The following is a 20,426-nucleotide window of genomic DNA, read 5'->3' on the forward strand; positions in this document are numbered from 1 at the left end:
AAGTGAAAAACTTCTGTGTTTCTTTTTTTATATATTCATTGGAAATACTTTTCATTTCCGGGCACAGATGCTCCTTCCATCCTATTATAGAAGCTATATTTTTGAAGGTAAGGAATTTGTAAGGAATGGATAAGAAAAAAGAAATTTTTATTTTGTAGGATAAAAATGTAAAAACGAGCGAAAGGGGATTAGATAAGATCCATGTTGCCCTTTTGTTAGGGAGATGATAGCTGTGTAATTAGTACGGAACAACAAGCAATCACCCATACAATATGAATAAAGGAGTGGAATGCCCTATGAAAATACGTAGTCAAATTACATTTGCAAGTTTGGCACTTTTAATAGCTGGAAGTTCCCTGTTATACACAACGCCAACCCCATTTGTAAAAGCAGAGCCCACTCAAAATGTATCAAGTTCGTCACAAACAAGTATTCAACGAGATCGTTCTTCCGTCAAGCAAGCAATGCGGGATACATTGCAGCTTGGATACCCGGGGATACTCGCTAAAACTTCTGAGGGTGGAAAAACGTGGAGTTATGCTGTTGGGATAGCGGATCTGAGAACCAATAAACCAATGAAAACAGATTTTCGCTTTCGCATTGGCAGCGTGACGAAGACGTTCACCGCAACAGTTTTACTTCAATTTGCTGGAGAGAACCGCCTGAATCTAGACGATTCCATTGAAAAATGGTTGCCTGGTGTCATTCAAGGAAACGGATATGATGGTAACCAGATTACGATTCGGCAAATATTGAACCATACAAGTGGAATCGCTGAATACTCAAGGTCAAAAGAATTTGATCTTATGGATACAAAAAAATCGTATGCAGCTGAAGAATTAGTAAGTATGGGGATTTCTCTACCCCCTGACTTTGCCCCAGGAAAGGGGTGGTCTTATTCGAACACAGGATACGTATTACTGGGTATCCTTATTGAAAAAGTAACCGGAAACAGCTATGCGGAAGAAATTGAAAATCGGATTATTGAACCGCTTGAATTGTCGGATACATTCCTACCTGGCAATTCGACCGTTATTCCAGGCACCAAGCATCCCCGCGGATATATCCAACTAGACGGAGCAAGTGAGCCAAAGGACGTTACTTATTATAACCCAAGTATGGGTCAATCGGCTGGAGAGATGATTTCTACTGCTGACGACTTAAACAAATTCTTTTCTTACTTGCTCGGTGGCAAATTACTAAAAGATCAGCAACTAAAACAAATGCTTACTACCGTTCCTACAGGAATAGAAGGAATCGATGGATTTGGTCTTGGAATCTATGAAACTAAGCTTCCAAATGGTGTCTTGATATGGGGACATACGGGTGGGATTCCAGGATTTGATACCTTTGCTGGGGGTACACATGGAGGTAGACATACGTTAGCCATCAGTTTGAACAGTATGGGTAAAGTTAAAAGTTCGGAACTTTTTAAAAATATTTTACTTGCTGAATTTAGCAAGTAGGTAAAAAGGAAAAAGGTTAAACTATGTCATTATCCAAGGAGGCAATTCTCTCATGAAAAATAAACTATCCGGGGTATTAGCCGCTACATTGGCGATAACGATGACCCTACCAACAGGCGCGATCGCAGCTTCTAGCAGTAAGACTACAATTGTAGCAGGCCAAGAGGTTGCTAGCAAAGAACTGAAGAAGATTGCATCTGAGAAAGCTGCTCTACTCACGAAGTCCTATGAGACGACTAGCGTGCAGTATGCGCTAATTGATAATGGAAAAATTATTTTGTCGGGTCAGACAGGTAAGAACGATATGGAAGGGAATCAGCCGCTGACCAAGGATACTCTATACGGGATTGGTTCAACCAGTAAAGTATATACAGCTGCGGCTGTAATGAAATTGGTCGACGAAGGAAAAGTCGATTTGGATACTCCTGTTGTTCGCTATGTTCCTGATTTCAAGATGAAAGATGCGCGGTATAAACGTATTACGCCGCGTATGCTGTTGAACCACTCCTCGGGTATGCCTGGTATGACGTTCAATAATGTAGTTTTATTTAATGATAATGATACTTTTGCCCATGATAGCTTGTTGCGGGAACTATCCAGCCAAAGCTTGAAGGCCGACCCTGGCGCATTCTCGGTATACTGTAACGACGGTTTTACGCTGGCCGAGATTTTGGTAGAAAGAGTCAGCGGTATGAGTTTTACTGAATTTCTACATCAAAAGTTTACAGAGCCATTAAAACTGAATCATACGAAAACGCCGCAGGACAAATGGGAAGACGAAAAGCGGGCTGGACTTTATATTCCGACGTACCAAGGACAGCTTCCTATTGAATCATTGAATGCGATTGGTTCGGGAGGGATCTCTTCCACGGCAGAAGATGTGGTGCGATTCTCACAATTATTTATGGGACAGGGAAAAGGAATCCTTTCTAATAAGGCAGTCAAGGAGATGGAGCAAGAGGAATATAAAAAAGGAATGTGGCCGGAGAACGGAGATAGTGTGTTCAACTATGGTCTTGGATGGGATAGTGTAGAACTATACCCATTTAATAGATATGGGATAAAGGCCTTGGCTAAGGGCGGAGACACGGTGCTGCAACATGCTGCACTGGTCGTGCTTCCAGAGCAGAAGATGGCAGCTGCTGTGTTGTCGTCAGGCGGTAGCAGCGTTACAAATCAAATGGTGGCAACTAAATTACTGCTAACCGCGCTTAAAGAGAAGGGTGCAATTAAAGATATAAAGCCGGATAAATCCTTCGGCAAGCCAGTCAAGGTCAAGATGCCTCAAGACGTGGCAAAGAAAGCGGGCTTTTACGGGAATACCTACAGTCAGTTCAAAATAGAAATTACGAAAAAGGGAGAATTGTCCTTACCTCTTAAGCCAGGAGAAAAATATGTATATACGGCGGATGGAAGCTTTATTAATGAGAAGGGTACTTCCAAGCTCAACTTCGTCACCGAGAAGAATGGAAAAACGTATTTGAGGGAGAGCAAATATGAACTATCGCCAGGCTTGGAGCAAACTGCAATGAATAACTATTTAGCCGAGAAACTAGAAGACAATGTGCTACCGAAGAAAACCGCTGCTGCATGGGCGAAGCGGGAGGATGGCAAGTTCTATCTCGTGAACGAGAAATTTAGTTCTATGATCTATCTCGGAATACTAATACCTCTTACCACACAAATTACTCTCAATGAGGGCTATTGGGACAGCAAACAAATTACAGATCCGAATACGGCAAAGCATCAACTCCAGATTCCCGTGATGGGTGGGCGTGATACGGCGGAAGCTCGTTTCTATACAGAAGATGGAAATGAATATATGGAGATGGCCGGCTTCTTATATGTAAGTGAATCCAAGGTAAAACCGCTTGATGCAGGTCAATCATCCAAAGTTAAGCTGCAAGCAAATGGGCATGCGAAATGGTTTACGATCCCGCAAGCGGCAGCAGGGAAAACAATGACCGTGGCGTTGCCATCGAAGAGTTCGTTCGCGGTGTATGATGAGAAGGGAGTAAGTATCAACTTTACTGTTGCGAGCGGAAATAACAAAGTAAAACTGCCGAAGAACGGAACGGTTGTATTTGCTGGCGCGCCAAACTCGGAATTTACAGTTACGCTGAACTAGCTACAGTTCAAAATGATCTTCAACAAGACCAGCACGACATAGGTAAAATACCTAAGCAGCAAGCTGTCGTCGGTACTCTACTGGCGGCAGCTTCTTTAACTTTCTTTGTGGTCGATTATGATTATATAAATGAATATATTCTTGTCTTCATTGAAGGAACAGCTCGTCCAAGAAAATGAAGTTGAACGTAACCCTTCTATCTGAATTGACAATTGGAGTGTATAATAATGGAATATGATTCAGTGTAGTAAGACACCAAATGGCCCGACTGAAAACTCGTTTTTGGTTGGGCCTTGTCATGATAAGGAGAGAACCTCAAGATGAATATAAGATTAGCCGGCGTACAAGACATTGATCAGCTTATTCGAATGCGATGGGATTTCTCGAATGAGTATAACGAAGAGCAGGTTGAAGAGGAACTATACGAAGATTTTTACAAGGAGTGCCGTTCCTTTTTACTAGAAGCAATGAAAGGGGGAAACTGGTTTATTTGGGTCGCTGAATTAGATGGCAGTGTCATCTCCCACATCTACTTGGAATTGATTCACAAAGTCCCTCGACCTGGTCGGAAGACAAATCCATTTGTATATATGACGAATGTATATACCGTACCAAAGCATCGCGGCAACCAGATTGGAAGCAGGTTGATGAAGGAGATAGAGGCTTGGTCGAAGCAGCAGGAGCATGAATTCATCATCGTATGGCCTAGTGAATGGAGTATTCCCTTCTATGAAAGGAACGGGTACAGCCTATGCAATGACCCGATGGAGCTGCATTTATAGTGTAGTTCTCAATCACAGAGGGAGGGCTATTCATGAATTTGGCAAATCGAATTACCGTAATCAGAATTGGTTTCGTACCCTTGTTTATTCTCATGTATCAACAGTATCCTGCATGGATGGCAGAGCAGGCTGGAAATACACAAGAAACAACTGGCATCGTCTGAACTTGCAAATGGAATGGGGTGAGATGATTTGACGACTACACTCTACTTTGTAAGGCATTGTGAATCACCATATGTTGAAGGGGAAGAGCGCTCAAGGGGCATATCTGCTGCAGGAGAACAAGATGCAATGAAACTTGCCGAATTAATGCAGCATATCTCGATTGATGTATTTGTATCAAGCCCGTATGCTCGGGCGATTCAAACGATTCAGCCGCTTGCTGATTTTGTGAATCGTCCTATACACATATACGAGGATTTGAGAGAACGGCAAATAGGTGCATTTGAAGGGTTGAGCTTCCAAGAGGCAAAACGTAAGTTGTACGCAGACTTCCATTTTTCTTTTCCTGATGGAGAATCAAGCCGTGACGCTCAGCGAAGAGCAGTTGCTGTACTTCAAGAATTGATAAGCAAGTATGAAGGACAGCATATTGTATTTGGGACACACGGGGACATTATGACGTTGATGTTGAATTACTTTGATCCGGCTTATGGATTCGAGTTCTGGACCTCCACGACAATGCCAGATATCTATAAGCTTGAGCTTCAGGATATGCGAGTTCTACGAGTTGATAAGCTCTGGCATTATAAATAGTCGAATTGATATTACCCCTACCAAGAAATGAGGGAGACCTTGAAAATTCGCATCATTGGTCGATCGTGATTTGCATTCGATTATGGAAGAACGACTAAATAATCGGGAGGGCATTCAACAATGATAACGTTTAAAAATATTGATCAGGACAATTGGGAAGAGAGCATCAACCTTCGTCCGTCGGAGGAACAAAGCAAGTTTATAGCTTCTAATCTGTACTCCATAGCAGAAGTGCAATTTTTGCCGGGGTTCGTGGCGCAGGCCATTTACGAGGATGAACAAATGATAGGCTTTACGATGTATGGACTAGATGAAGATGACGGCAACTATTGGATCTACCGGTTCATGATCGATGAGAAGTATCAGAGCAGGGGTTATGGCAAGCAGGCTCTGCAGTTGTTAATGGATGAGCTTCGATCTAAGGAAGATCGAACAGAGGTGGTCTATATTAGTTACAATCCTGAAAATGAAAGAGCACAGCGTTTGTATGCGAGTGTTGGTTTTGTTGAGCAAGGGGTAGCGGATTGGGGAGAGATGATGGCGAAGTACCAATTTGAATCGAATGCATGACTTCATGGTATGAACAGCATAGAGTTGCATGCAAATACTATCTTGATGAAAAACAAGGTATATGTAGATTAAAGAGAGCTAGGATTTCAATCGGTATTGCATCAATTGGTTGAGGAGGCGAACCGAATTGTTCATGAATGCTGGGATGAAAATGGAGAAGCCAAGATGGGATCGATCTGCAGCATATATCCTTTCCAAGCTGTCAGGTGCAGGCTTCTCTTTGTTTGTTTTCTTTGCTATGTTTGTATTACCGAAGATGGATTTGTACGCGTATTCAGAACAGTTTGCCAACTCTGCCTACTGGAAGATTTTCTTTGGGTATGGAATTGCATGTTCAGTGATCATTGATCTTATCACGATCAAACTGGGAAGGCTGAAGGTGCTGTCACGTATTCTGCTGCACGCGATAGCGGGAAATCTCTTTTTTCTAGGACTGGAAGTGAGTATGAGCTCATTTCTTATCGGAATGTTCGGCTCGTTCCTCGCCCTTTTCTTTTTCTGGGGAACATATGCTTATCCAATTATATGCGGCCGGAAGCTTGCTCCCTATCTCTTCTCCGTCATTATCCCCTCCATCCTCCTACTGATTGCGATTATTGATTTCACAACGAAAAGCAACTGGGTTGAGGAGCGCACCGCGAATACGTATACGGCTGATTTTGATTATTTCCATGGAAAGCATGAAATCCCGATACAAGTCAGCCAAGGTGATGTGATAACACTATCCATTTACGTGCGTAACAAGAATGGCGGAGGGCACGGTTTTCATATAAAGGATGAGCGAGGGAACCACGTCGGAATGGAGCCTGATGGGGACAGCTCGGTGAAGCTTTACGCTCAGAAATCGGAGATCTATGATGTGACGGTAACAGGAGATAAGCTTCAAGGCGGCTTTACGCTTGCTTGGCGTATAGAAAGACGTACTTAATCCTCTTTGATCTACTTTATCATTTTTCACTGTTGTTCATAATTAAATGGTATATCATCAACAAGGCGATGAGGGAGAGTTATTATGAAAGAACTCGTATTCATTAAGGATTATAAAGACATAGAGAAATACCGTGTCAGCTTCAATGCATTGGCGCAGGAATCCTTCGGTATTCAGTTTGAAGATTGGTATCAGCGAGGATGCTGGAATGATCGATATATTTGTTATTCTTATGCTGATGGTGATAGAGTCATTGCTAATGTGTCAGCGAATGTAATGGATATCATTGTTAAAGGTGAGATTCATGAAGCCATTATGATCGGCACGGTCATGACGGATGAAGCGTATCGGAATCAAGGCTTGTCTAGAAAGCTAATGGAAATCGTAATCGAAGAGTATCAGCAAAAATGCAGCTTTATGTACTTATATGCGAATCGAACGGTTCTCGATTTCTATCCGAAGTTTGGTTTTCATAAAGTACAAGAACCGGAATTCTACTCCGTGATAAATACGCTAGAGGCACACAGCGATCGTCCTCATATGCGGAAGCTGAACGTAATGGACGTTCAGGATTGGGAGCTTGTCATGCGATACTATTCTTCGCGGAACGTAAGATACTCGACGTGTGACGCTATTCATGCAGAGGGCATCTTCGCTTGGTATTGCTTGCACGTGTTTGAGAACGATCTGTATTTCATCGAGGAATTAGATGCGGTCGTTATCTTTATGCAAGATGGAAATTCAATACAACTATACGATGTCCTGTCTCCGAACCAAGTTGATCTCTCGCAAGTTGTCAATAAGATTTCAACTGAGCAGACGGAACGGGTGTACTATCAATTTCATCCTGAGCAAGGTGGGATTAAGGTCGAGTACCCAGAACCATCAGATGATAATTTGTTTATGTTGCCAAATCGTCTTCAATCCCTTGATCACATAAAGCTCCCTAAAATCGCGCAGGCATAATGAAGCGTGAAATGAGTGAAATGCAGCAAAGTTATTACTTCCAAATGGAAATAAACCATTATGTTTACTTCTTTCAAAAAGTGACTTGCGATCCATGCGCCACGTGCCTATTGATCGCGAGTCACTTTATTTATTTCGTCTACTTGATGATTTTCAACCTTCATAATTGCCCGAGAGTTAGGCTGTATAACATTGGGAGATACCCCTATTCCGAAATACGTAAGATGTGGGAAAAAGCATGATATACACGATCTTCTGTCTGGTATATATATGGTTTCATGGAAGCTTGTCGGTTTCGCAGGATCAGGTTCCATACGTAGATAGTGAAATCGAATAAATCCAGAAGGGGGATGATGGATATGAAATCTGTGCTTGAACTGGAGAAGAGACTAGCTGAGCCTTCAGATGAATGTATTCAAGATCTGGCGAAAGTCGACGGAGATATTGTTATTCTTGGTGTAGGAGGGAAAATGGGGCCAAGTCTCGCTAAGCTGGCGGTTAATGCGGTTCGCAAGGGCGGGCTGAACAAGCGGGTGATCGGAGTATCTCGGTTCACTGGAGGCGATGTACAGCGCGAACTAGAGGAAGCGGGAGTTGAGACGATTGCATGCGATCTCCTTCATGATGGAGAATTGTTAAAGCTTCCACATGCATCGAACGTGATCTATATGGCGGGCAATAAATTCGGCACTACGGGAAGGGAGCATTTTACATGGGCAATGAATGTGTATCTGCCTGGAAGAGTGGCCGAGAAGTACAAGGACTCTCGCATTGTTGTGTTTTCCTCTGGTAATATCTATCCATTCATGCCGATCGGCAGCGGAGGGGCTGATGAGTCTGTATCACCAGAACCAATCGGTGAGTATGCGCAGTCCACATTAGGTCGAGAGCGAATCTTCGAATACCATGCCCATAAAAACAATACCCCAATGCTGTTCTACAGATTGAACTATGCGATTGATCTCCGTTACGGTGTCTTGTTAGAAATAGCTAAATCTGTGATGGAAGGGAGTCCGATTAATCTGAGTATGGGGCATGCAAATGTAATCTGGCAAGGGGATGCGAACGCAATGGCTCTTCGCTCCTTGACGGAATGCACGAGTCCGCCGACCATCATGAACATCACAGGGCCAGAGACGATGTCGGTGAGATGGGCAGCGGAGCAGTTCGCTATGCGCTTCAATAGAAGCGTGCATTTTCAGGGGGAAGAGTCTGAACTGGCATTGTTGAATAATGCATCGAAGTCACATCAGCGCTTCGGGTATCCATCTGTATCATTGCTGCAGATGATCGACTGGGTGGTGGAATGGGTTCAATCTGGAGGGGCAACATGGAATAAACCTACTCATTTTCAGGAGAGAGGTGGGAAATTCTGATGCTGACACGCAATAAGCTTTCGAACACGCTGCATGAGGCTCTCCATCAGGGCTTAGTTATTCCCGCGCATCCACTTGCACTCAATGAGGAGCATCAGCTGGACGAACGCCATCAGCGCGCGTTGACGAGGTATTACATTGCATCCGGAGCAGGTGGAATCGCAGTAGGAGTTCACTCCACACAATTTGAGATTCGCGACCCTAAGCATGATTTATTTGAGACGGTATTGCGCATGGCCGTTGAAGAGGTGGAACGAGCTAACATAGAACGTCCGTTTATGAAGATTGCCGGTGTGTGCGGCAGTACGGAACAAACGATGAGGGAAGCGGAACTGGCACAACAGGTGGGGTATGATGCCGCATTGCTAAGCATGGGAGGGCTCTCCAGCATGAGTGAAGAGGAACTGCTTGAGCGTACTGAGAGGGTTTCTGCTATTATGCCGATAATCGGATTCTATCTGCAGCCGTCTGTTGGAGGGCGTGTCCTCAGCTTTGATTTTTGGCGCAAATTCGCGGACATCCCGAATGTAGTAGCAATCAAAATGGCTCCCTTCAATCGCTATCAGACCATCGATGTTGTACGAGCGGTATGCTATTCTGACAGAAGAGATGAGATTGCATTGTACACAGGGAATGACGATAACATTGTTAATGATCTGCTTACAACGTACCGCTTCGATGTGAGAGGGCAGTCAATTGAGAAGCGTATTGTGGGCGGTCTTCTCGGCCATTGGGCTGTATGGACGAAGAAGGCAGTCGAATTACTGGAGGAGATCAAGAAGGAGAGAGAACGCGGCGAAATCTCTGGGGAATGGTTAACTAGGAACATACAGATTACAGACTGCAATGCTGCATTTTTCGATACTGCTCATCAATTTCATGGATGTATTCCAGGGATTCATGAAGTGCTGCGCCGCCAAGGGCTGCTCAAGGGCATTTGGTGCCTGAATCCGAATGAGACGCTTTCTGCTGGGCAAGCGGACGAAATCGATCGAGTATATAGACAATATTCGCATCTTCATGATGACGAATTCGTTGCAGCCCATCTACAGGAATGGCTGGAATAAACATTAACTGTATTTCATCAAATTCAACCACTTTATCATTTTCCACTCGGGGGGAATCCTTGGTGCATAAGGGTTTTACGTGAACTTTTATCCCGAGGAGGGTCTATTAGAACAATTTATGAAAACGCTTTATTTATTAAATGGTGACTGCTTCTTATACTGAGAGAGAGAATTAAGTTGGAAGCTGCCAGTAGGGAATGCGCAACAATACAAAGGGGGAAATGATCGCAATGTCAAAAAGAGTCATAAGTGTTGTCATTATGATGACAATGGTCTTCACGCTTCTTGCGGCATGCGGAGGCGGAGGGAGTGCAAGCAGTCAAGAAAGCAGCACAAATTCCAACAATAACAGCAGTAACAGTGGTAATGCAGGTTCCGGTTCTACAGTCACGGGGGATAGTGAGCAATATGGGGATACGGGCGGGCTGAAGCTTCCGATCGTTGATAAGCCTGTAACGTTAACATGGATGCATCCTGGTAATGTCTCCATTACGAATGAAATGCTCGTCGTCAAGGAAATTGAGAAGCGAACAGGCATTAAGGTGGTGTTTCAGACATACTCCAGCCAGACTTACGAGGATAAGTTGAGAACGACCGTTGCCTCCGGGAAGCTTCCAGATATTTTCAATGGATTAAAGGGTGCCGAACTGAAGGATATAGGCAAGCAGGGCGGTGTTGTGGCCATTAATGAGCATGTCGATATGCTGCCCAACTTCAAGAAGCTGTACATGGAAGAAAACCCGTGGGTAATCAAGTCATTCGGCGATCAGAGCGGGAACTTATACTCATGGCCGATATACAAGTTGAATCGGGACGTCAATCACGGTTTCATGTATAGAAAGGATATATTCGATAAAAACGGCATCAAGCCATGGACGAATACAGATGAATTCTACACTGCTATGAAAAAATTGAAGGAGCTGTATCCGAACAGCTATCCTTACGCTTCTAAGACGAAAGAACACATTTATGGAGACTGGTCTTATGGTTGGGGAATAGGCGGTGAGAACTATCCAATTTATTATGATGAAGCAGATAGAAATTGGAAGTTCGCCTCCGTGCAGGATGCGCACAAAGATATGCTTGACTTCATGAAAAAGATGTTCAACGAAGGGCTGCTTGATCCTGAGTTTTTAACGAATACGCAGGATTCTTGGACAACGAAAATGACAACAGACAAGGCATTTGTAACCTTCGACTGGATTGGCAGATTGGATCTGTTCTACAACCAGGTGAAGAGTGCGATGCCAGATTACAACTTGCGATATGCACTGCCAATTGGTCCGACGGGGCACGTAAGATCGCTGCCTGAGGTTAGCGACTTCGGTATCGCAGTAGCGGATAACGACAATAAGGAAGTTGCGCTGAAGTTGCTGGATTACTTAACAAGTCCATCTGGCGGGGATTTAATGACACTTGGTGTAGAAGGTGTGAACTTCAAGTGGGGTGAGGATGGATATCCTGTGTATCCAGATTTGGCTAACCTGCCGCTAGTGGATATTAGTGTTCTCGAGGATCGCTATGGGATGTGGCAGGAAAGCGCCTATTTGCGACCGAATCCGAAGAGTGTCTATTTCAAGTTCTCGGAAAAAGAACAGGAAGCGCAAGATCTAATCATGAAGGATAATCGAAGAGAGCCGCTAGATCCAACCCTTAACTTCACAGATGATGAAATTGCGACCCTATCAGAGCTGCAGACGTCGATCCAGAAGGCAGCGGAAGAGTTCAATTCGAAGTATGTGATGGATAAAAACTATGGTGAGAAGCAATGGGAGGACTGGAAAAACACTGCGAAAAAAGCAGGGATTGATCAAATGCTTGCCATATTTAATGAAGCACAAAAGCGTTTTGACTCCAAGTAAGCTGCGGATCATTTGAAATCGGAGGGGCACCTGGATCCTGATTCAGGTGTCCATTCCTCAAGGGGGAACAATTGTGCAGCAATCAGAGCTTGAGACTGAGCACCAACGAACAATGACGCCAAGTCGTATGCGTTGGGTGAACTTCTGGAAGCATATCAAGCGCGATAAGCAGCTTCTTGTGCTTTTTATTCCTTGTATTCTCTTCTACGCAATATTTCGATACGGGCCCATGTATGGGTTAATCATCGCATTTAAGGATTACAGTGTGTACAAAGGCGTATTCGATAGCAAATGGGTAGGACTGAAGCATTTTATTAAATTTTTCAGCAATCAGGACTTTCTTATTCTCTTTACAAATACATTCCTGCTAGGCTTCTACACGTTATTATTCGGGTTTGCGTTTCCGATCCTATTTGCCGTTTTCTTAAATGAAGTTCGAATAAAATGGTTTAAGAAATCGATTCAAACCTTTAGTTATTTACCCTCCTTTCTATCAGTAGTCATTATTTGCAGTATGATCATTGACTTTCTCTCTCCAACGAATGGGATCGTCAATCAAGTTCTTTCCTATTTCGGATTTGAAAAAAAGCATTTTTTGATTGATGCTGCATGGTTTCGGCCGATCTACGTCATATCCGATATTTGGGCCACGATGGGTTATCAGGCGATTATCTATTTGGCGGCTGTAGCCGGTATTAATCCTTCGCTGTATGAGGCAGCTAAGGTAGATGGTGCGAAGCGGCTGCAAATGATGCGGCATATTACGATACCAGGAATCATGCCGACGATCGTCGTCATGTTCATCTTAAATATGGGGAATATGTTCAGAATCGGTTATGAAAAGGTGCTGCTGCTGTACAACCCAATGACATATAGTGTCGCCGATGTGTTCTCCACCTATGTGTACCGAAAGGGCTTCCTCGAATCAAGCTACAGCTATGCAGCGGCTGTTGGGATGTTCGAATCGGCCGTAGCTTTGGTTATGCTGCTGGGAGCGAACTATGTAAGCAAGCGATTTGGAGGTAACAGTCTATGGTAGGGGAACGTAAGCTGTCGATCTTCAATGTTGTCAATACGATCCTATTGCTTCTCGTTGCAGTGTGTACCCTTTATCCGGTATGGTATATTGCTGTCATTTCATTTAGTGATACGGTTTCCGTTCTGCAAGGAGAAGTAACCCTGTTTCCGAAGGGCTTCAATATAGATGCTTACGTTGAGGTGCTGAAGGATGACAAGATTCCAAGGGCGTATCTGAATACAATCTATTATACGGCGCTTGGCACATTCATCAACTTATTGTTTACGGCCATTTCCGCTTACCCATTAGCGCAGCGCAATTTTGTCGGCAGAAAGTTCTGGATGCTTGCGATCGTGCTGACGATGTTCCTGAATGCAGGAATTATCCCAACTTTCATGGTGGTCAAAGGACTGGGCTTAATTGATACAGTATGGGCACTCGTGCTGCCTAATGCAATCTGGACATTTGAGCTCATCATACTCAAGAGCTTCTATGAGAGCATGTCGTCCCAAATTCGGGAAGCGGCCAAAATCGATGGAGCTTCCGAGTATCGCATCTTGTTCAGCATCGTAATCCCGTTGTCGAAGCCCGCCTTGGCGTCGATTGGACTCTTTTATTTCATGGGGCATTGGAACAGCTTCTTCCTCCCGTTAATTTATTTAAATGACAAGGATATGTTCCCGCTTCAGATTGTCCTGCGAGACATGCTCATCTTCAATGCAGAGTCGGATGCTTCGCTCGTAGATCGTGCAGCTTTGGCTCCACAGGCGATGAAGAACGCGACAATTGTATTGTCTATGATCCCCGTCTTGCTTATTTATCCTTTTGCACAGAAATACTTTGCAAAGGGGGTTATGCTAGGAGCGGAGAAGGGATAGTTGATCACGGTGTAGAATGTAGTTGGAATCGCTTCATGCGTATGAGAACATGACAAGGGGAAGAGCGAGATGAAAAGATTATTGATGAACGTCGGCCTGCTTCAAATTTTCATGGCTTTGTTAATCGTGATCATGGTCATGTTTGTCTCCAACTATATTGTACACAAGAACTCCATCTCAGAAGTCTATGACGAAGTAGCTCAAAATAATGCGTTAGTCGTGAAAACGATGATTCAATCGATCGATAACAGCTTCAGGTCCCTAGACAGCATGAATCATTCCATTCACTCCTTACCCTATAACAACATTGTAAATAGTGATGGAAGCCTGGATATGGCGAAGGTGTACGATTTACAGAAAAATGTTACCGCACTCGTCTCCAAAGCTGATTTTATCGAAGATATTATTGTATTTCATGACAATTCGAATCTTGCAATAACCTTGCACGGTACGACTGATTTAGGAGAGCTATTTGAGCAAAAATATGTACATTCCATCTACAATGCAGCGTATTGGAAGCGCTTTATGTCCATGCCCCATGAATCGAAAGTCTTTCCGTCCGATACATACAAGGTCATGAACAGCGGTACGACATGGCAAAAAAAGAAACTGCTGATTATGGTGGGAGGCAATAAATTTCGTCTATCCGATAAACATATCATGTTTTTGATCAGTGCCGAAAAGTGGATGAAATTCGTTGACCAAACTGCTGTTATACCAGGAGCATCATTTATTGTGCTTGATTCGAATCGCAATGTGATACTCAGCACGAATGATGATTTTGACTTGGTAGAGGTATGGAATCAGCTGACGTCTAATTTTCAATCGGAAGGGACGATCACGGGCAAGGATTTCGAGTACAATTTCTACAAATCGACGTACAACGGATTTATGTACATCAATAAAATTCCTTATAAGTTTAAGAACATCAACTCCGTAAGCAGTGCGAATCATACGATCATGATCACTGCTATAATTGGAGCTATCACTTTATCTTACTTGCTCAGCATGTACTTATACCGACCCATCCGTAACATCATTCAGCAGCTGGGCATGGAAACGAGTAAAGGAAATGATATTCGCAATATTCATAAGGCTATTCGTGTGCTCCAATTAGACAACGGTAAGCTCAGAGAGCAGCTTGAAGTCGAACGTGTAGAAAATCGAAGAACTGCCTTCCTTCGAGCGATTGATGAGTATGCAGATCCAAGTGAATCGGAGCAGCTTATCCGCAAATACTTCCCAGAAAGCACTGTGAAGAAACAATTTGTGATGGTTCTGATCCAGCTGCTGCCTAAGGAGGAAGCGGAGTCACATGAGCGTATCCATGTCGATGAGTTGGAATCACGTATTGCTGCTGGATTGAAGCGAGAGTCGATAGAGGCACTTCTATTTCATGCCGATAAGCTGCAATTTGTCGCGTGGATTGGATTGGATCAGCCTTTAACTAGGCGTACACTATTCAAACAGCTTCGTGCTTACATAGCTGCTGCAGGAAATAATGAGCTGAGCCGCTATGAAGTAGGGGCTTGTGTAAGCAGTATGTACAGCACTGATGAGGTACATTGGAAACGCGCTTTTCAAGATGTAAGCCATGGGATGTCACATCGGTCGGTAAGCAACGATGAACCTGTGATGGATGCCGAACAGATAAGATACACCTATAACTTGTACTACCCGCTGGACAAAATAGAGAAACTCTCCAACCACGTGCTATGCGGAAGGCTGGAAGATGCCGTCCAAATCATAGAAGATACATTCGAAGCGAATAACAAGCGCAATATTCATATGCATCAGATGGTGCATGTGGCGCAAGCGATGTTCTATGATTTGTTCCGCATGATCGGCAATCCGTCGTTGGAACAGGCGGAGTGGAGCAAGCTTGAAGGGGATTTTCTTCGAAGCATTACACGGGCGAATCGATATACCGAGATGAAGCAGGCGCTTATTAAGGTTGCTGCATTTTTGGTAAAGCAGTGCAAGAGTGAGCCAACAAATAAGTTGAATCCTGCGTTCATTGCACAATATATCGAGCTTCATTATATGGAGAATTTGTATTTGGATTATATTGCAGAAGTCTTCCATACTTCACCGAAATACTTCTCTAGTTATTTCAAAAAAGCGTTCGATATTAACTATGTGGATTACTTGAACAAGGTGCGACTAGCCCATGCCAGAGAACTGCTGAAGCACACCTCCTACTCCGTGTCTGAGATCGGAGAAAAAACAGGGTATTTGAATGCGTCTACATTTGCTACTACATTTAAGAAATATTACGGAATATCGCCTAGTGAGTATCGAAAACGGCAGACAGGTTAACGATTGGGGGGATTAAAGTGAAGGCTGTGGCGACACAATCCGGTACAATTGTGATTGCAGAAGTGGAACCGAAGGAACTGGAGTATGGACATGTCAGAATTCGAACGGAATATTCAGCAATCAGTCCAGGGACAGAGCTGAGCATGGTAAACAGTTCATCGGAATCGCTGCTCCTCTTGGGATATAGTGCAGTAGGCATCGTTGAGCAGGTAGGGGATGGAGTGAGTCATGCTTTAGTTGGGCAACGGGTGGCTTGCTATGGAGCGCCGTACGTATGCCATGCGGAATGGCTGACTGTTCCCACGAATTTGATCGCACTTGTGCCTGATAAGGTTGATCCGAAGGAAGCGGCGTTCGGGGGCTTAGGTGCAATTGCGGTGCATGCGCTGCGTGTAGCTGATTTACGATTTGGGGAATCTGCCGTCATTGTTGGTCTAGGGACTTTAGGCAATTTGATCGCACAAATCGCTCATGCTGCGGCCTATCGAACGGTTGCGCTGGATACGGATGCCCGCAGGGCAGAGATGGTCAGACAGCACGGATTAGACTATGTGTATGCGGATCAAAGGCTAATGGAACTGGAATTGTCTGAAGCGGTTGGAGAGGCGGGAGCAGATGCCGTATTGCTCTGTGTGAGCGGATCGGGAGAGGCAGTGACGAACAGTGCGCTGACATGGATTCGAGATCGGGGGAAGGTGGTCATTGTTGGCGATCTGTCGATGGACTATTCCAGAGAGCTCATGTTCCAGAAAGAGGCTCAAGTTCTCATTTCAAGGGCAGGAGGACCCGGTCGGTATGACAAGCAATATGAGCAGGAGAATCGAGATTACCCGATCGGTCATGTTCGTTGGACGGAGGGGAGAAATCTCGAAGCCTACATACGTCTGCTCGCTGATGGACGCATTTCGATGAAGAAATTGATCACCCATGTGTATCCGGTAGCAAGAGCCGAGGAGGCTTACGATAATTACAGGGAACGTAGAGACGTGGTTGCGACCTTGCTTCAATACGGGCATGAGACGTAATACTCGCGTCTATATATACTTGTATTCTTGTAGTACATATGAGCCGTACGACGAATCCATGATTTGTGATGTACGGCTTTTTCTGTTGAGAGAAAGGCAATTCTATAATAGACTAGTATGGAAAAATGAACCATTGATTCTCTCTGTGGTTACTGGGCTGATGTATCAATACATCCAGATTGCCTACTAATCTCGACTGTATGATGCTAGTGATTTGAATTGCGAGTAGTCGTTAATGGGGGAGATGGTCTTATGGATATGAATGAAGTGAAAGAGATTGCAAGAAAGACAATGAGCAAGCGAAAATCTCATCTCAATCGAGAACGCGGATTCATTTACTATCATGGTCAACGTGTGGCGAATCTAGCCATGCATTTACGGAAGAGTCTCTTTCCGAACGAATCGACAATGGATGACATCATCTATGCGGGCGCCTTGTTCCATGACGTAACGAAAGGGATTGAGCCACATCATATTACAGGAGCTGAGCTTGTACATACCTTACTGGGTGAAGCATGCTCAGAGGAAGAATTGGCAGGCATTTCGGAAATTATTAGGTATCATAATTCGCGTAAGCAAGCCGATTCTCCTGATTTTCCTTATTATATGAAGCTGGTTCAGGATGCAGATATATTGGATCACTTCGGTTCTATGGAGGTATGGCTGAAATTCGTATACAGCGGGAATAACGAAGAAAATGTTTTCGACGCCATTCAATTGTGGGATAGTGAGAACTATGCCGAGTATGTAGCTAGCTCGCGAGAAGCGCTGAACTATGAATTGTCCAAAGATATTTTCGATCAGAAGATGATCTTCGCCGAGCAATTCCAAGCGCGATTTCGTGCAGAATGCAATGGTGAGATCTTGTTGCATCATCGATGACGTAATGCCCGCACTGCTTGCTATCCCGAAGCAATGCGGGCACGGGTGTTGAGGTTGCATCTAAGCCTACTCTCTTTGGGGATAGGCTATTTATGTTTGGGGTCAGGTATAGTTGCTAATTATAGTTTGCCTCCCCGTAATGCGTCGGTGCGTCGATTTACCCGCTTGCGAAGCAGATTCAACATGGCTTTCTTAAACCGACTCTTCGTATTGTTGTATGCCGCGAAGAATTCATCTGGGTTATCGTAGTAGCCTAAATCCTCCGTAATCGAGAAATTCTGAATATAGGTGCTGTCGCCACGCCAGCATAAGTTGATGTTCTTCACGTCTTTCACTGATATGCCATATCCGATATGACCACCGTTGTAGCTGCACAGCCTATCTTTTACTTGCTGAAGGTACGTATCATCGATAATGACGCCCTCAAGCGCCAGCCATTTGCCTTGGTAATGAACTTCTGTCCAGGCATGAACGATATTGCGGGGGGCGAATGTATAGATGATGCCAGTCAATGCTCCCTTTTGCATTTTCTTATCGATATAGAAGCCGTGAATGCGGCAAGGGATTCCGACTCCACGCAGCAAGGCCATCAGCAGGATGCTCTTCGTATTGCACTGGCCATATCCATCTGCTAATACCTCCGAAGCGGGAATATCGTCTCCACGGTTGTAACCGAACTTGATCTGGTTGCGCACATAATCGTATATATCACGAATCTTATCGTACTCTTTAGCCTCTTTCCAGGATCGCTCTATGATAAGCTTCTGAATCGATGGATGGTTATAATCAACTAATGCCGTTGCTTCTAAATAGGATTTCATGGTCATTCCTCCTTCTCCTTCAACTATAAAGGAGAGGAGGAATTCATACTTTCAAATATCTGCTATGTTGAACAATTGTACGAGCAGTCATGCCAAGTTTGTCTCGAACGGTCTTAGAGAAGTGGGAAGGGCTATTAAAGCCCGCTTCCATTGCTGCGTCTGTTATGGATTTTCCGCTAAAGACAGCATGGAATGCGTGTTCTAATTTATGATGAACGATATAGCTGGCGAGTGATATGCCGATCTTGTCTTTGAATAGATGAGATAGTCTGCTCTCGGACAGAAATACCTTCTTGCTGAGTGTTTTTACAGTCAATTGAGGGAGAGAAATGCTCTCTAGTGCTTGCATGATGTGATGAACTCGTGCGTCAAGAATAGGCGGCAGATTGTCATCCATCATTTTCAATATGTGCTTGCACTTGTTCCAAATCTGGTGGTATTCCATTGCTTGCTGTAGCGAAAATAAATGCTGGATTGCAAGCTGCTGCAGTTCCTCGATTTGATTGCTTGTTAGGATATAAATCGGTGAGTGCTGTAAGTAGGTTCTCTTCAGATGCTCACCGAATGCAGATTCAGGGTTGATGAGCATATACCACTGCCACTGTCCATGGCCTTGCAGTTCATGAACGATGTTAGAATGCAAGATTAAGCCGGAAGCTTGATAGGCGAATCCGTCTACCGTTATCGCTACATCTTCTTCAAGGCCGATCGTAATCTGAATATAGTTATGGCTGTGATTGTCCGCATCTACTTTGTTCGTGAGAAAAGATACATGATCAGAGCCAAAATAGACGATTAGATCGTAGGGGCTCATGATTGCAGACATCTTGCTTACTCCTCCTTTGCGCGACTTCATCGGTTGACCAATGGAGCATTGGTTCGAATTATACCTACCGGAACGGTTGAAGTAAAGGGAAGGACTCGCAGAAAGAATGGTATTTTTGTAGCGTTTCTTGCTTTGACAGGTTCTATTGGGGTGGATAATAATAGATATCAAGAGGTATTGTGGAAGCAATTGTGGAGCATGTTCTTAAGATTTATGACAACGAACGGAGTGGAAGTCTATGGACAGTCGTGTTCAAATTAAAGAGATAGAGCAGTTGGATGGAGAAGTGCTTCAAGGGCTATCAACGTTGTTATTGGACGTCGTGAATGATGGTGCATCAATAGGATTCCTCCCTCCACTGGATCGCAAGATGGCTGACGATTATTGGGCAGCGGTATTGCAGCCGGAGGTGCGCCTGTGGGTTGCGCTCGTTGATAATCAGATGTGCGGTACAATCCAGCTTCATCTCGCTCAAAAGCCGAATGCTCTTCATCGTGCGGAAGTGGCGAAGTTGATGGTGCACCCTTCCCAGCGCAGAATGGGGATTGCCAAGGGGTTATTGCGTGTTGTAGAAGATTGCGCGCACGATGAAGAACGAAGCTTGCTGGTGCTAGATACGAGAGAAGGAGATCCTTCTAACTTGTTGTACCAATCTTACGGGTATATGGAAGCTGGACGGATTCCGGAATTCGCCAAGTCTGCAGATGGAGATTATCACGCAACCGTTATTTATTATAAGAAGTTCTAACATTAACG

19 protein-coding genes and 1 pseudogene are annotated in these 20,426 nt (G+C 44.2%); 17 read left to right on the forward strand and 3 right to left on the reverse strand.

What is annotated here, in order from left to right; translation table 11 throughout:
• Positions 1-296 precede the first annotated feature (296 nt).
• Both PBN151_RS24840 and PBN151_RS24845 read left to right on the forward strand, forming a co-directional pair.
• Positions 297-1,466, forward strand: a complete 1,170-nt coding sequence (locus PBN151_RS24840) for a serine hydrolase domain-containing protein (RefSeq protein WP_072731183.1) — start codon at positions 297-299, stop codon at positions 1,464-1,466.
• Between the two features lie 52 nt (positions 1,467-1,518).
• Positions 1,519-3,594, forward strand: coding sequence for a serine hydrolase domain-containing protein (locus PBN151_RS24845; protein WP_072731184.1), 2,076 nt, complete (start codon positions 1,519-1,521; stop codon positions 3,592-3,594).
• A gap of 51 nt (positions 3,595-3,645) precedes the next feature.
• On the opposite strand, the pseudogene PBN151_RS24850 reads toward PBN151_RS24845, so the two are convergent.
• Positions 3,646-3,732 (reverse strand): annotated as a pseudogene (locus PBN151_RS24850) (IS3 family transposase); the annotation flags it as partial.
• 182 nt (positions 3,733-3,914) lie between these two features.
• Between PBN151_RS24850 and PBN151_RS24855 the strand changes: the two are divergent.
• The 14 genes from PBN151_RS24855 to PBN151_RS24915 all read left to right on the forward strand — a co-directional run bounded on the left by PBN151_RS24855 (position 3,915) and on the right by PBN151_RS24915 (position 18,023).
• Positions 3,915-4,376 carry a GNAT family N-acetyltransferase gene (locus tag PBN151_RS24855; protein ID WP_072731186.1) on the forward strand — a complete coding sequence of 154 codons (462 nt, stop codon included), beginning with the start codon at positions 3,915-3,917 and terminating at the stop codon, positions 4,374-4,376.
• Positions 4,377-4,408: 32 nt separating this feature from the next.
• The gene (locus PBN151_RS32375; RefSeq protein ID WP_265332136.1) at positions 4,409-4,540 is read left to right on the forward strand and encodes a hypothetical protein; all 132 of its coding nucleotides are present in this window, start codon (positions 4,409-4,411) and stop codon (positions 4,538-4,540) included.
• 28 nt (positions 4,541-4,568) lie between these two features.
• Positions 4,569-5,132 (forward strand): histidine phosphatase family protein, encoded by a 564-nt coding sequence (locus PBN151_RS24860; RefSeq protein WP_072731187.1) that lies wholly within the window; start codon positions 4,569-4,571, stop codon positions 5,130-5,132.
• Between the two features lie 120 nt (positions 5,133-5,252).
• On the forward strand, positions 5,253-5,702 hold the full coding sequence (locus tag PBN151_RS24865) for a GNAT family N-acetyltransferase (protein ID WP_072731195.1): 450 nt from the start codon (positions 5,253-5,255) through the stop codon (positions 5,700-5,702).
• A 127-nt stretch (positions 5,703-5,829) separates the two neighbouring features.
• Positions 5,830-6,630, forward strand: a complete 801-nt coding sequence (locus tag PBN151_RS24870) for a hypothetical protein (RefSeq protein ID WP_072731197.1) — start codon at positions 5,830-5,832, stop codon at positions 6,628-6,630.
• 84 nt (positions 6,631-6,714) lie between these two features.
• Positions 6,715-7,596 carry a GNAT family N-acetyltransferase gene (locus PBN151_RS24875; protein ID WP_072731198.1) on the forward strand — a complete coding sequence of 294 codons (882 nt, stop codon included), beginning with the start codon at positions 6,715-6,717 and terminating at the stop codon, positions 7,594-7,596.
• A 359-nt stretch (positions 7,597-7,955) separates the two neighbouring features.
• A complete protein-coding gene (locus PBN151_RS24880) occupies positions 7,956-8,972 on the forward strand; it encodes an NAD-dependent epimerase/dehydratase family protein (RefSeq protein ID WP_072731199.1) in 1,017 nt (338 codons plus the stop codon).
• Complete coding sequence (locus PBN151_RS24885) at positions 8,972-10,039, forward strand: dihydrodipicolinate synthase family protein (protein WP_072731201.1); 1,068 nt, start codon at positions 8,972-8,974, stop codon at positions 10,037-10,039. Before PBN151_RS24880 ends, PBN151_RS24885 begins: the two co-directional genes overlap by 1 nt.
• Positions 10,040-10,269: 230 nt before the next feature.
• A complete protein-coding gene (locus PBN151_RS24890) occupies positions 10,270-11,901 on the forward strand; it encodes an extracellular solute-binding protein (RefSeq protein WP_072731202.1) in 1,632 nt (543 codons plus the stop codon).
• Between the two features lie 112 nt (positions 11,902-12,013).
• The gene (locus PBN151_RS24895) at positions 12,014-12,940 is read left to right on the forward strand and encodes an ABC transporter permease (protein ID WP_072731297.1); all 927 of its coding nucleotides are present in this window, start codon (positions 12,014-12,016) and stop codon (positions 12,938-12,940) included.
• Positions 12,934-13,797, forward strand: a complete 864-nt coding sequence (locus PBN151_RS24900; protein ID WP_021257906.1) for a carbohydrate ABC transporter permease — start codon at positions 12,934-12,936, stop codon at positions 13,795-13,797. Before PBN151_RS24895 ends, PBN151_RS24900 begins: the two co-directional genes overlap by 7 nt.
• A gap of 69 nt (positions 13,798-13,866) precedes the next feature.
• Complete coding sequence (locus tag PBN151_RS24905) at positions 13,867-16,116, forward strand: AraC family transcriptional regulator (RefSeq protein ID WP_072731204.1); 2,250 nt, start codon at positions 13,867-13,869, stop codon at positions 16,114-16,116.
• A 17-nt stretch (positions 16,117-16,133) separates the two neighbouring features.
• Positions 16,134-17,141, forward strand: coding sequence for a zinc-dependent alcohol dehydrogenase (locus PBN151_RS24910; protein ID WP_072731205.1), 1,008 nt, complete (start codon positions 16,134-16,136; stop codon positions 17,139-17,141).
• Between the two features lie 252 nt (positions 17,142-17,393).
• On the forward strand, positions 17,394-18,023 hold the full coding sequence (locus PBN151_RS24915) for an HD domain-containing protein (RefSeq protein ID WP_072731207.1): 630 nt from the start codon (positions 17,394-17,396) through the stop codon (positions 18,021-18,023).
• A gap of 119 nt (positions 18,024-18,142) precedes the next feature.
• Here the strand turns inward: PBN151_RS24915 and PBN151_RS24920 are convergent, their stop codons facing one another.
• Together PBN151_RS24920 and PBN151_RS24925 are read right to left on the reverse strand one after the other, a co-directional pair.
• Positions 18,143-18,844, reverse strand: coding sequence for a transglutaminase-like domain-containing protein (locus tag PBN151_RS24920; RefSeq protein WP_072731209.1), 702 nt, complete (start codon positions 18,842-18,844; stop codon positions 18,143-18,145).
• Between the two features lie 43 nt (positions 18,845-18,887).
• Complete coding sequence (locus PBN151_RS24925) at positions 18,888-19,670, reverse strand: helix-turn-helix domain-containing protein (RefSeq protein ID WP_072731215.1); 783 nt, start codon at positions 19,668-19,670, stop codon at positions 18,888-18,890.
• 238 nt (positions 19,671-19,908) lie between these two features.
• Here PBN151_RS24925 and PBN151_RS24930 point away from each other — a divergent pair, with 238 nt between their 5' ends.
• Positions 19,909-20,418, forward strand: coding sequence for a GNAT family N-acetyltransferase (locus tag PBN151_RS24930; protein WP_072731216.1), 510 nt, complete (start codon positions 19,909-19,911; stop codon positions 20,416-20,418).
• The last annotated feature ends 8 nt before the right edge of the window (positions 20,419-20,426 follow it).

Source organism: Paenibacillus sp. NAIST15-1 (assembly GCF_001894745.1).
Classification (GTDB): Bacteria; Bacillota; Bacilli; order Paenibacillales; family Paenibacillaceae; genus Paenibacillus_B; species Paenibacillus_B suaedae.

Coding starts and splice junctions, on each gene's coding strand:
- PBN151_RS24840 (WP_072731183.1), top strand. CDS start 297: ATGAAAATACGTAGTCAAATTACATTTGCAAGTTTGGCACTTTTAATA.
- PBN151_RS24845 (WP_072731184.1), top strand. CDS start 1,519: ATGAAAAATAAACTATCCGGGGTATTAGCCGCTACATTGGCGATAACG.
- PBN151_RS24855 (WP_072731186.1), top strand. CDS start 3,915: ATGAATATAAGATTAGCCGGCGTACAAGACATTGATCAGCTTATTCGA.
- PBN151_RS32375 (WP_265332136.1), top strand. CDS start 4,409: ATGAATTTGGCAAATCGAATTACCGTAATCAGAATTGGTTTCGTACCC.
- PBN151_RS24865 (WP_072731195.1), top strand. CDS start 5,253: ATGATAACGTTTAAAAATATTGATCAGGACAATTGGGAAGAGAGCATC.
- PBN151_RS24875 (WP_072731198.1), top strand. CDS start 6,715: ATGAAAGAACTCGTATTCATTAAGGATTATAAAGACATAGAGAAATAC.
- PBN151_RS24880 (WP_072731199.1), top strand. CDS start 7,956: ATGAAATCTGTGCTTGAACTGGAGAAGAGACTAGCTGAGCCTTCAGAT.
- PBN151_RS24885 (WP_072731201.1), top strand. CDS start 8,972: ATGCTGACACGCAATAAGCTTTCGAACACGCTGCATGAGGCTCTCCAT.
- PBN151_RS24890 (WP_072731202.1), top strand. CDS start 10,270: ATGTCAAAAAGAGTCATAAGTGTTGTCATTATGATGACAATGGTCTTC.
- PBN151_RS24895 (WP_072731297.1), top strand. CDS start 12,014: ATGACGCCAAGTCGTATGCGTTGGGTGAACTTCTGGAAGCATATCAAG.
- PBN151_RS24900 (WP_021257906.1), top strand. CDS start 12,934: ATGGTAGGGGAACGTAAGCTGTCGATCTTCAATGTTGTCAATACGATC.
- PBN151_RS24905 (WP_072731204.1), top strand. CDS start 13,867: ATGAAAAGATTATTGATGAACGTCGGCCTGCTTCAAATTTTCATGGCT.
- PBN151_RS24915 (WP_072731207.1), top strand. CDS start 17,394: ATGGATATGAATGAAGTGAAAGAGATTGCAAGAAAGACAATGAGCAAG.
- PBN151_RS24920 (WP_072731209.1), bottom strand. CDS start 18,844: ATGAAATCCTATTTAGAAGCAACGGCATTAGTTGATTATAACCATCCA.
- PBN151_RS24925 (WP_072731215.1), bottom strand. CDS start 19,670: ATGTCTGCAATCATGAGCCCCTACGATCTAATCGTCTATTTTGGCTCT.
- PBN151_RS24930 (WP_072731216.1), top strand. CDS start 19,909: ATGGACAGTCGTGTTCAAATTAAAGAGATAGAGCAGTTGGATGGAGAA.